This is a genomic window from Haladaptatus sp. W1, assembly GCF_001723155.1.
In the GTDB taxonomy this organism is placed as follows: Archaea; Halobacteriota; Halobacteria; order Halobacteriales; family Haladaptataceae; genus Haladaptatus; species Haladaptatus paucihalophilus.
The window spans coordinates 49,757-59,535 of sequence record NZ_MEIH01000361.1; the positions used below are offsets into that span (position 1 = coordinate 49,757).

At 66.3% G+C, this 9,779-nt stretch carries 10 protein-coding genes and 1 pseudogene; 6 read left to right on the forward strand and 5 right to left on the reverse strand.

The annotated features are described in order from the left end of the window. The first annotated feature begins 59 nt into the window (after positions 1–59). Both BG842_RS21500 and BG842_RS21505 read left to right on the forward strand, forming a co-directional pair. On the forward strand, positions 60–1,424 hold the full coding sequence (locus BG842_RS21500) for a helix-hairpin-helix domain-containing protein (RefSeq protein WP_069452393.1): 1,365 nt from the start codon (positions 60–62) through the stop codon (positions 1,422–1,424). A 52-nt stretch (positions 1,425–1,476) separates the two neighbouring features. Next, entirely contained in the window at positions 1,477–1,761 is a 285-nt protein-coding gene (locus BG842_RS21505) for a hypothetical protein (protein ID WP_069452394.1), read from the forward strand. A gap of 10 nt (positions 1,762–1,771) precedes the next feature. On the opposite strand, the gene tpiA is transcribed toward BG842_RS21505, so the two are convergent. After that, the gene (gene tpiA / locus BG842_RS21510; RefSeq protein WP_069452395.1) at positions 1,772–2,416 is read right to left on the reverse strand and encodes a triose-phosphate isomerase; all 645 of its coding nucleotides are present in this window, start codon (positions 2,414–2,416) and stop codon (positions 1,772–1,774) included. A 182-nt stretch (positions 2,417–2,598) separates the two neighbouring features. Between tpiA and BG842_RS21515 the strand changes: the two genes are divergently transcribed. Then, on the forward strand, positions 2,599–3,519 hold the full coding sequence (locus BG842_RS21515; protein ID WP_254663379.1) for a DUF4349 domain-containing protein: 921 nt from the start codon (positions 2,599–2,601) through the stop codon (positions 3,517–3,519). 76 nt (positions 3,520–3,595) lie between these two features. Here BG842_RS21515 and BG842_RS21520 read toward each other — a convergent pair. The 4 genes and pseudogenes from BG842_RS21520 to BG842_RS30270 all read right to left on the reverse strand — a co-directional run bounded on the left by BG842_RS21520 (position 3,596) and on the right by BG842_RS30270 (position 7,668). After that, positions 3,596–5,214, reverse strand: a pseudogene (locus BG842_RS21520) (GMC family oxidoreductase). Further along, the gene (locus BG842_RS21525; RefSeq protein ID WP_069452396.1) at positions 5,211–5,753 is read right to left on the reverse strand and encodes a gluconate 2-dehydrogenase subunit 3 family protein; all 543 of its coding nucleotides are present in this window, start codon (positions 5,751–5,753) and stop codon (positions 5,211–5,213) included. Before BG842_RS21525 ends, BG842_RS21520 begins: the two are co-directional and overlap by 4 nt. Before the next feature lie 126 nt (positions 5,754–5,879). Then, positions 5,880–6,833: a TIGR03557 family F420-dependent LLM class oxidoreductase gene (locus BG842_RS21530; protein ID WP_069452397.1), complete on the reverse strand. Its 954-nt coding sequence runs from the start codon at positions 6,831–6,833 to the stop codon at positions 5,880–5,882. 157 nt (positions 6,834–6,990) lie between these two features. Next, positions 6,991–7,668 (reverse strand): hypothetical protein, encoded by a 678-nt coding sequence (locus BG842_RS30270; RefSeq protein ID WP_175424243.1) that lies wholly within the window; start codon positions 7,666–7,668, stop codon positions 6,991–6,993. Positions 7,669–7,757: 89 nt separating this feature from the next. Here BG842_RS30270 and hisC point away from each other — a divergent pair, with 89 nt between their 5' ends. The 3 genes from hisC to BG842_RS21555 all read left to right on the forward strand — a co-directional run. After that, positions 7,758–8,879, forward strand: coding sequence for a histidinol-phosphate transaminase (hisC, locus tag BG842_RS21545; RefSeq protein ID WP_069452400.1), 1,122 nt, complete (start codon positions 7,758–7,760; stop codon positions 8,877–8,879). Continuing rightward, positions 8,876–9,394, forward strand: coding sequence for an adenylate kinase family protein (locus BG842_RS21550; RefSeq protein ID WP_069452401.1), 519 nt, complete (start codon positions 8,876–8,878; stop codon positions 9,392–9,394). Before hisC ends, BG842_RS21550 begins: the two co-directional genes overlap by 4 nt. After that, positions 9,394–9,779, forward strand: a 386-nt coding sequence (locus BG842_RS21555; RefSeq protein WP_139136227.1) for a CDP-alcohol phosphatidyltransferase family protein, incomplete at its 3' end; no start/stop codon positions are given. The genes BG842_RS21550 and BG842_RS21555, both read left to right, overlap by 1 nt.

Consider the following 9,779-nt stretch of genomic DNA (forward strand, 5'->3'; position numbering starts at 1 on the left):
TTTCCACTTTCGGCGTGGTTTGCACAGCTTCATTCCGTTGGCTCGCTAACGGACTGTCAATGTCGGACCGCGGCGGTTCACGCTTGCCCGGTGTCGGAGACGAACGCGAGGAGCGAATCGTCCTCCACGTCGATATGGACTGTTTCTACGCGGCCTGTGAGCGACTCCGCGAACCGGACCTTTGCGGCGAACCGGTCGTCGTCGGGATGGGGTACGAGGAGGGAGAGAACCACGGAGCCGTCGCCACCGCGAGCTACGAGGCCCGCGAATACGGCGTCGAAAGCGCCCAAGCAATCGGGAGCGCCCTCGAACGACTCCCCCGGAAGGCGGAGGGCGATTCGACCGATTCTAGCGGTGCTGACGGTGAGGACGGCGAAGATGGTGCTGACGGTGATGACGAAGTGGACGTGGCTGGCTACTACCGGCCCGTCGATATCGAGTTCTACAAATCGGTCAGCACGGACGTTCGTGCCATCCTCCACGACTGTGCGGATACGGTGCGCGAGGTGAGCATCGACGAGGCGTACCTCGACGTCACGGAACGGACCGCGTGGGAGGTCGCGGAGGGATTCGCCCGGCACGTCAAGAACCGAATCGAGCGCGAAGTCGGCGTCAATGCGAGCGTCGGCGTCGCGCCGAACATGAGCGCGGCGAAGATAGCGAGCGACCACGACAAACCGGACGGATTGGTCGTCGTCGAACCGGGAACGACGCGGGACTTTCTCGCCCCGCTCGACGTGGCCGAGATTCACGGCATCGGCCCCGTGACGGCCCGCACGCTCCGCGAGATGGGAATCGAGACGGCGGGAGACCTGGCCGATGCCGACCCACGCACGCTCGCCGACCGGTTCGGCGAGCGCGGCCGCGAACTGTACCACCGCGCCCGCGGCGACGACGACAGGCGGGTGACACCGACGGGACGGCCCAAGAGCCTTTCGCGCGAATCGGCGTTCACCGATCCGACGACCGACCCCGAGGAGAAGCGCGCGCGGGTCAGCACGCTCGCGGCGGCCGTCGCCGAACGCGCCCGCGACCGGGACGCCATGTACCGGACCATCGGCGTGAAGGTCGTGACGCCGCCGTTCGACGTGCACACTCGCGCACGGTCGCTTCCGGGACCGGTGGACGACCCCGAACTGGTCGAGGAGGTCGCCCTCGACCTGCTCGCCGAGTTCGACGACGACCGGGTTCGAAAGGTCGGCGTGCGCGTCTCGAACCTCCAGTTCACCGAGAGCGACCAGACGAGCCTCGACGGGTTCGACGCGCCGAGCGGAACGGGAGCGTCGAGAACGGCGGACAGCTCCGACTCGGCGGACGACCCGAAATCGTCGGCGGAGGCGGCGGATGATGGTGAGAAAACGGACGAGACGGACCACCGATCCCCACGCAAACGCGACGGGCAGGTGTCGCTCTCCGACTTCTAACATCCGTTTCGTTCTTCGGACCGCTGATTACCCCGCCCCGTGTAGTTCCGGTATGAACAAGCTGGCGGCGGTGGGCGACGAGGAGGGTCGCTGGCACCTTCCCCAACATGCCCACGTCATCGTCTACGAGGCCGAGCGCGGCGACCAACTGCTCACCATCTACGACTGCGGTGCGGCACAGAAACCGCCCTCGGCGCAGGTCATCGGTAACCTCGTCCGCATCCGAGCGGCCCACGAACTGGAGCGGACGGTCACGGGATACATCGTGAGCATGCGGGAGGAATCGGTGCTGGAGCGACAGGAAAAGGACCACTTCGTCATCGTTTCCGACGAATAGTTCGAATCGATTACAGCGGTTCGACGAGGTTCTCCAGCGCGGCCTTCGGGTCGTCGGCCTTTGCGACGCCGCTCGCCAGGAGGACGCCTTCCGCGCCGAGGTCCCGCGCCGCAACGAGGTCTTCGCCGGTGCTGATGCCAGCGCCGCAGTAGACGCTCACGTCCTCATCGACCGCTTCCGCGGCGGCCACGGCGTCGGTCACGATGTCCGGGTCGGCCTTGCTGACGGGCGTGCCGGTGCCGATGAGTTCCGGGGGTTCGACGGCCACGGCGTCGGGGGCGAGGGCGGCGACCGCGCCGACCTGCTCGGGGTTGTTCGCACAGACCGTGGTGTCGAGGCCGACGCGTTCGGCGGCGTCGAGTCCGGCGTCGATGTCGGCGAGTTTCTGCCTGCACTCGGAGTGGTTGATCATGGTCCCGGTCGCGCCGGCGTCGGCGACGGCCTCCGCAAGGGTGCTCCCGGTGTGGCTTCCGTGTTCGACGGGACTGACGTGTTGCCCCCACGTTTCGACGCCCGTGTCGGCGACGCGCGAGAGGTGGGCGGTTTGCGGTGCCACGGCGATATCGACGCCGTAGTCGTCGCTCACGTCGCGGGCGGCGTCCGCGATTTCGACCGGGTCGCACGGATAGGCTTTCAGATTGACGAGTACGAACATATCCGAAGCGACTGTCGGCGCCCCCAAATAGGTTGCGTCATGCGCAAGTACGGACGGGGAAACCGGACGACGGAAACGTGGGAGGTGGATGCGGAGCGGGACGAGCGCTGATGCGACCGAAGGGTGAAACAGGTCTTTCACTCTACCCAACAGTTTTGTCCACGGCTTTACCAGTAGACTCCATGACAACACGGACCCGACGACTGGCCGTCCTCTCGGTGGTCGTCCTCGTCGTCCTCGCCGGATGCGCCGGAATGGGCGGGAACGACGCGGCGAAGGACAGCGCGAATCACGATGGCAGCGGTTCGAACGGCGGCGACGCCGGGAACGCGCGCCCGAACGACGGAACGGCACCGCAGTCCGCCTTGGTCGTCCAGCAACGCGCCCTCATCCGAACCGGAAACGTCACGCTGACGGTCGAAAACTTCGGGAACACGAGTCGGTCCCTGACCCGCGCGGCCCGCGAACGCGGCGGGTTCGTCAGCGACTCCTCCCAGCGCGTCCACCGCGATGGTAACGAGACGTGGACCTCCGGGAGCGTCGTCTTCCGCGTCCCGAAGGAGAACTTCTCGGCGTTCTTCGAGCAGGTCAAACGAGCGGGTGAAGTGGCGGAGTCGAGCACCGGCACCGAGGACGTTACCGACCGGTTGGTGGACCTGAACGCTCGCCTCGAAAACCTCCGGTCACAGCGCGACAAACTCCGAGCGCTCTACGAGAACGCGAGCGACACGGAGGCAGTGCTCTCGGTCCAGAAGCGACTCTCCGACGTGCAAACCGACATCGAACGACTGGAGGCGAAACAGCAGTCGCTCGAACGGCGAGTCGCCTACTCGACGGTGACGGTGCGGATGCACGAACCGCAACCGACGAGCGACACGAAAAGCCCGGCCGAGAAGTCGTGGTACGAGACGGGTGTCGTCGCCGCGTTCCTCGATTCGGTCGACGGTGCCATCGTCATGCTCCGCGCATTCGTCGTCGGGGCGGCCTACCTCCTTCCGTATCTGGTCGTCCTCGGCGTTCCGGTCGGCGGGGCGGTACTGCTCCTGCGCCGCCGGTTGGAGTCGGAGACGTCTGCCGCGCCCGTTACGGACGAAGGGGAATAATCGAGGAAGACAGCTCGCAGTCGCTCGCGGACAGCTCACGGCCCCTGTGGGAAGTTCATAGCCCCCCGTGGACGGTTCACAACCGCTCGTGAACGTGGTCCGCGGCCTTCAACGAGAGGGCCGCGATGGTGAGAGTGGGATTCATCGCCCCGCTGGTGACGAAGACGCTGCTCGACGCGATGGTGCAGTTCTGCAGGTCGTGGGTGCGGAGGCGAGCGTTCACCACGCTCGCTTTCGGGTCGGTTCCCATCCGGGTCGTCCCCATGTGGTGAAACGCCGGGCCGGTGTTTTCGGGGCCGACGTGCCACGTCACCTCCGCGCCGAGTTCGTCGAGGATGGCCCGCTGAATCTCGTTCGCCCGGCGGAGCGTCGCTTTCGTCCGCTCGTCGACTCGCCAGTGAATCCGCGGAACCGGGTTGCCGTGGTCGTCGGTCGTCCCGGAATCGAGCGCGATTCGGTTCTCCTTTCGCGGTTTCTGACCGGCGAGCGCCCCCATGCCGACCGAGTTGCCGTACTCCTCGCGGATGGTCGAAAGCAGGTCGTCGCCCCACTCGTCCCCGCCGAGGGCGAGGCCGACCGGCGTGGGTCCCGCGTAGTTCGAGAATTCGAGTTTCAGGCGGTCGTACTCGGCGTCGTCGGCCGCCGGGATTCCCTTCGTTCCCCGCGCGGGGTCCTCGTAGAACTGGTGACACTCGCTGGTGATGAAGCCGACGCGGTGCTGTCGGGTTCGCCGGTCGATTCGTCCACCCATCCCGCGTACAGGTGGTCCATGAAGTAGCGGCCGACCGCGCCGCTGGTGTTCGCCAGTCCGTCGGGATACGTCTTCGATTTCGAGAGGAAAAGCAGGCGGGGTATCTCCACGCCGCCACCGGCGAGAACGAACTCGCGGGCCTCCTGTCGGTGTTTGACGCTTCCCGTTCCCCCGTTCTCGTCGTCCGGCGCGGCGTACACCGCGGCTTCGATGCGCTTTCCCGCGTCGTCGTGCTCGAGGCGTTGCACCGCCGCGCGGTCGATGACGCGCGCGCCTTTCTCCTCGGCCTTCCGCACGTGGACGTCGGCGCCGTACTTCGCGCCGGAGGGACAGACCGGTTTGCAGGTGCCGTAGCCGACGCACTCGCTTCGTCCATCGTGCGGTTCGGAGTTGCGCGCGTTCGGCACAGAGTGCATGGCGACGCCGAGCGACTCGCACGCGTCGGCGAAGATGGAATCGCTGTGGGAGGGACGGAACGCGGGCAGGGGAAACGGTTCCTCGCGCGGCGGCGCGAAGGGGTTGTCGTCCGCACCCGCGACCCCGAGTTGCGACTCGGCGCGGGCGTAGTACGGTCGAAGGTCGTCGTAGCTGATGGGCCACGCGTCGAAATCGGATTCGTGCAGGCGCATGACCATTCCCTGCCAGTGGAGCGTGCTGCCGCCGACCCCCTTGACGCGGGCGCGGTTCAGCGGATAGAACTGCTCGCCGGTCGAGGTGTAGGCGTCCCGCGGCCCGCCCATGTCCCAGACGGAGCGGTCATCGTCGCCGGGGCGAATCGCTCGCTCCATCCGACGCTTTCGGTCCTCGAATTCGAATCGCTCGCCCGCTTCGAGGATGACGACGTCGTGGCCCTGCCGTGCGAGCGTGTGGGCGACCAACGCGCCCGCCGGACCCGCGCCGATGACACAGACGTCGGCGCGCTCGGAGGGGGTTCGGTCGGTCACTCCCCACCACCTCGGTAGCCGTCGAGGCCGCCGGGGTATCCTCGTGGATTCTCGGTACCGACGAGTTCCCCACCGGTCGGCGAGGTGAACAGCGCGAAGAGGACGTCGTTGACGAGGTAGTACCGGACCCGCGCCGCGTCGGATCCGTCCGGGTCGGGATGCGCGGTCGCCACACCCATCTCGTCGAGGAGGGTATCCTGCGTCTCTCGGTCGAGTTCGACGAACGCCCCGTCGTACCACTCGGTCGCGTAGGTGTCGAGGGTCGAAATCGCGGCGGTCGTCCCCCGCCGATAGGCCGGGCGGTCCTCGGTGCGGCCGACGGCGTAGGTCGTCACGAACTCCCGGATTTCGGTCACCTCGGAGGGGAACACGACCCGCGCGACCGCGACGAGCGTGTCGATGTCGTGCGCCGCCAGCGCTGGCTCCTTCCCGTCGTCGCCGAACTCCAACACGTCGGATTCGACCAGCGCCGCCCCGCCGACGACGGCGACACCGCTCGCGGCGAGGGCGGACAGCGCGTCCCGGCGCGTTAACTCCATTTCGAACGAGATTAGGCACACCTAAACCTTGAGGGTTGTCCTTCCCGTTCGCGCCTGTTCGAGTCCGTTCGCTCTAGTCTCGAAGACGGAGCGAAGATTCGCTCTCTCCGCGTCCGTCGGCTTCGCTCATTCGACCTCGGGTAGCACTTCCTCCTCGTAAAACCGGAAGAACGACTCTTGGTCGGGGCCGATTTGGTGGATGTATACGTGGTCGTAGCCCGCGTCGGCGAACTGTTCTACATTCTCGATGTGCGTCTTCGGGTCGGGGTCGGTCACGATGCTCCCCTCGGCGATGTCCTCGTGAGAGACCATTTCACACGCCTGTTCGAAGTGGGTCGGCGTCGGCAGTTGTGAGTTGAGTTCGCCCGCGAGCGCGCTGTTCGGCCACCACTCGTGGGCCGTGTCGATGGCGTCCTCCTCGTCCTCCGCGTAACAGACGGTCATCTGACTATATCGCGGTCCCTCGCCGCCCGCGTCCTCCCACGTCTCCACCGTGTCCTGCGGGCCGACGCTCCAGAATCCGTCGCCGAGGTCAGCGGCGGCTTGCGCCGCCCGCTTCCCGTAGGCGGAGACGATGATGTCCGGCGGTTCCTCGGGTAGCGTGTAGAGGCGCGCGTTCTCGACCGTGAAGTGGTCACCGTAGTAGCTCTGCTGGCCGCCCTGCCACAGTTTGCGGATAATCTCTATCGCTTCTTCGAGCATCTCCGTTCGAACCGCGTGTTCGGGCCAGTGCTCGCCGGTGACGTGTTCGTTCAGGCGCTCGCCCGTCCCGACGCCGAGGAAGAAATCGCCCTCGAACATCGTCGCGGCGGTGGCGGCGGCTTGCGCGACGATGGCCGGATGCATCCGCATGATGGGGCAGTTCACCCCAACCCCGACCGGCAGGTCGTCCGTCGCCCGTGCGACCCCGCCAAGCGTGGACCAGACGAACGGGGCGTTTCCCTGTTGGCTTATCCACGGATGGTAGTGATCGGAGATGGACGCGAACTCGAATCCCGCCCGCTCTGCGCGGACCGCGTGGTCGACCAGTTCGTTCGGCCCGTGCTCCTCGCTCGAAATGGTGTAGCCGATGTGCGTCATCGCGTTCCTCCGTCGGCGGTCGTGTCGAGAATCATGCCACCGGCGCTACATCGGTTGCCGGTATGAGGACTCTGGCTGAAAACGCAAGGACAGTTTCGACGGCGGTGATCTCGAATCGCTCCTGCCGTTCTTACCGCTCCTGCCGTTCCTACCGCTCTTACCGCTCCTGCAGTTGCCCTTGGAGCCGTTGCTGGCGTTCCTGTTGTCGGCGTTGTCCCTGTCGTCGCTGGTGTTTCGATTGTCGTGGCTGTCGCTCCGGTTGCTGCTGTCGCTCCGGTTGTTGTTGTCCTCGTTGTTGCTGTTCGTGCGGTTGCCGTCGTCGCTCGGTGGGGTGTCGATATCGCTCCTCCGTCGGCGAGCGTTGCTGTTCCGACCGGTGTGACCCGCCGTGTCGCCGCTGGCGTTCCTCTCCTTGTCGCTGTTTTCCGTACCGCCGTTCCTGTTGTAGGCGCTCCTGTCGCTGTCGTCGTTCCTGTCTCCCGCCGCGAATTACGGTTCGCTCGACGTCGCTCAGCCGTCGTTCGGACCCGCCCTGTTGCCGTTCGATTTCACCTCGTCGTTCGCCTCCCTCTCGGTGCTGTTCGAACCCATGCTGTCGCTGTTCCTGCCGCTGGCGACCGTAGCGTCGTTCTTTTTGCTGTCGTTGCTGTCGTCGATGTGGTTCGTGTTGCTCTCCCCGACCGCCTTGCCGACGTTTCGGTTTCGAGCCGTATCGTCGCTGGTGGCCCACCTGCCGTTCTCGTTCTCTCCCTTCCTTCCGCGGACCGCCGTACCGTTGGGGTTCCCGTTCGCTCTCCCGACCGCGTTGGCGCTCACGATGTCGATGATGTGTCATTGTACCTCACGGCTGAGTCGGTCGGAAATCGTTTAGTCGTGCTGGCCGCGGGTGGCCACGCTTAAGACCGGTCGGTGACACCTCCCGACATGGAACCACGAGACCTCTCCGCGCACGTCGCGTATCAGGCCGGACGGGGCATCGAAGAAGTCGCTCGGGAACTCGGTACCGACCCCGACGACCTCGTGAAACTCGCATCGAACGAGAACCCGTTCGGGCCGAGTCCGGCGGCGGTGGACGCCATCCGGGATGCGACCGGGAACGCAAGTACGTACCCCAAGGCGTCGCACACCGACCTCACCGCCCGGCTCGCCGACCGCTGGAACGTCGAATCCGAACAGGTGTGGCTGGCGAACGGCGGCGACGGCGCGCTCGATTACCTCGCGCGCGCCATGCTCGACCCGGGCGATACCGTCCTCGTCCCCTCCCCCGGGTTCGCCTACTACGGCATGAGCGCCCGCTACCACCACGGCGAGGTGAACGAGTACCACCTCTCCGCCGAGGACGGCTTCTCGCTGACCGCGGACACCGTGCTCTCCCAGTACGACGGCGAGCGAATCGTTTACCTGACCAGCCCGCACAACCCGTCTGGCGGCCGGTTCTCGCTCGACGCCGTGACGAAAATCGCCGACGAGACCGACGAGGAAACGCTCGTCCTCGTGGACGAAGCCTACGGCGAGTACGCCGACGGACCGAGCGCGATTTCGCTCCTCGCCGAGCGCGATGACAGCGACACACCTGCCGGTGTGTCTGGCAATCGCACTCCGCGCGATGACGTGGCGGTCCTCCGCACGTTCTCCAAGGCGTACGGACTCGCCGGCGTTCGGCTCGGCTACGCCGTCGTCCCCGAGGAGTGGGCCGACGCGTACGCACGCGTGAACACGCCCTTCGCGGCCAGCGAACTCGCCTGCCGTGGCGGCCTCGCGGCGCTCACGGACGACGAACACGTCGAGAAGTCCATCGAGACGGCCCGGTGGGCGCGCGAGTACATCTACGAGACCCTCGACGCGCCGACGTGGGAGAGCCACGGCAACTTCGTCCTCGTGGAGGTCGGCGACGCGAGCGCCGTCGCCGAGGCGGTCCAGGAACGCGGCGTCATCCTCCGCGACTGCACGAGCTTCGGGCTTCCCGACTGCGTGCGCATCACGTGTGGGACGAAAGACGAAACACGACGCGCCGTGCGCGAACTCAACGAGGTGCTGTCCTCGTGAGGGTCGCCGTCACCGGAACCCCCGGCACGGGCAAGACGACAGCGACGGAACTGGTCGAAACCGACCTCGAAGTCGTCCACCTGAACGACGCGATTCGGGAGGAGGAACTCCACGACGGGGCGGACGAGGAGCGCGGGAGTCTTTACGCGAACTTGGACGCGATTCGGCAGTGGTTGGACGAACAGGGCGACGGAGGCGACGACCTGCTCGTCGATTCGCACCTCGCCCACCACTTCGACGCCGAGAAGGTCGTTGTCCTCCGGTGTCACCCCGAAGAGCTGCGCGAGCGACTGCTCGAACGCGACGAGACGGACGCGAAGGCCGAGGAGAACGCCGAGAGCGAAGCCCTCGACGTTATTTTATCGGAGTCGGTCGCGGAACACGGCACCGAGTCGGTCTACGAAATCGACACGACCGACCGAGCGCCGGACGCGGTCGCGTCGGATATCGAGGCCGTTATCGAGGGCGAGCGCGAACCGTCCGCCGGAACCGTCGATTATTTGGAGTACCTCTAATGCTCGACCAACTTCGCCCCGTCGCCAACCGCGCGCTTCGACCGTTCGTCTCGGCATCGACAACCCTCGGATTAACGCCCAACGCGGTGAGTATCATCGCATTCGTCCTCGCGGGCGGTGCCGGTGTGGCGTTCTACGTCGCCCCGGGTGCCCCCGTCTGGTATCTCGTCGGTGCCGTCCTCGTCTTCCTGAACGGCTGGCTTGACATCCTCGACGGTGCGCTCGCCCGCGAACTCGGCACCGACTCGCCCGCGGGTGACCTGCTCGACCACGTTCTCGACCGCTACGCCGACATCATCCTCATCGTCGGGTTCGCGGCGGGACTGGGACGGTTCGCGCTCGGACTCGCCGCCGTGACGGGCGTGTTGATGACCTCGTACCTCGG